This is a genomic window from Oleiphilus sp. HI0125 (assembly GCF_001635355.1).
Genome location: NZ_LWGF01000896.1, coordinates 1 through 1203, shown reverse-complemented (window position 1 = coordinate 1203; position 1203 = coordinate 1). Strand labels below are relative to the sequence as shown.

Genomic DNA, 1203 nt, shown 5'->3' with positions numbered 1-1203 from the left:
TCATCAGTACGATCTTCGGATTCATCTGATACAACAATAATCTCTAGCTTGTCGTTTGGATAATCTAAAGCAAGCTTATTATTGATCGTGTCAGCGATATCTTTCTCTTCATTAAATGCGGCAATGAGAATAGAGACTTTTGGTTCGAAGCTCTCATCTTTAGAAATTGGATTCCCCCGCCCTGCGATCAATTTGATTACAACCGGATATCCCAAGTAGATATAGACGACAAGAAAAGCGCATAGCCAGAATAGGAATTCCATTATTTCGATTCCTCATTAGAAGTTTGGCTAAGCTCAGTATTGCCAACATTGTGGTCAAAGTGGAAACTATGGCTCTGACCCCGTTTTGTAAGTAAGCCCTTCTCGATCAGCACATTTTCCATGCTATCGAATTTAAAATCTTTCAACAGTTGCGCTAAACGCCCTTGGCATTTATCGAGATTGTTGTAATGCCTGAATGTTGATTTCCAGCCAACCCCAGGAACACGCGGCTGATCAGGATCAACCTCCCAAGGATGCAGATAAAACATAAATGCATTTCCTTCGCGATTGATTTTACCTAGCCCAAACTTGGTAAACCAATACGGGAATAATCGAAAATATCCGCCACCAGCGATAGGCAATTGATAGCCTGCCATTTTTACAGAGCTAATCGGAAATTCAACAATATCCCCTTTCTCAGAACCTTTATATACATGCGGCTGCTGAGGAAAATCTGGGATACCGTAGAGATCGTGCCTGACAGGAAAAATACTCGAATCGTATTCAAATCCTGCTTCAACTAAGGTGTCGATCGCCCAAAGTGATTTTTCTGTTACTGAATAACTAGCCGCTCGGTATCCACGAACCGGCGCTTGAATAATATCTTCTAAGATCTGTTTTGATTTGAAGGTTTCTTCTCGAAACACGTCAGGGCTTTGATTATAGATAAGTTGATGACTATACCCATGGCTTGCAACTTCATGCCCTTGTTTCGCAATTTTCTCTACGACGCGCGGGTAATGATCTGCAACCCAACCTAGGGTAAAAAATGTCGCGGTAAGGTCTGCGTCATCAAACATTTGAAGCAAGATATCGACGTTGCGCTCAACCCTACATTCTCGATCTTTCCACGAATCAACAGGTATTTGCGATTTCAGCGCGGCAACGTGAAAGTAGTCTTCGACATCAATAGTTAGCGCATTGGTAATTTTAGGCATTA

At 42.0% G+C, this 1203-nt stretch carries 2 protein-coding genes; both read right to left on the bottom strand.

Annotation, left to right across the window (positions count from 1 at the left end; all coding sequences use genetic code 11):
- A partial coding sequence (locus A3762_RS15370; protein WP_197469290.1) for a glycosyltransferase occupies nucleotides 1–263 on the bottom strand: 263 nt, incomplete at its 3' end.
- Nucleotides 263–1203: XrtA system polysaccharide deacetylase (locus A3762_RS15365; protein WP_068756457.1), on the bottom strand; the 941-nt coding region annotated here is incomplete at its 5' end. The genes A3762_RS15370 and A3762_RS15365, both read right to left, overlap by 1 nt.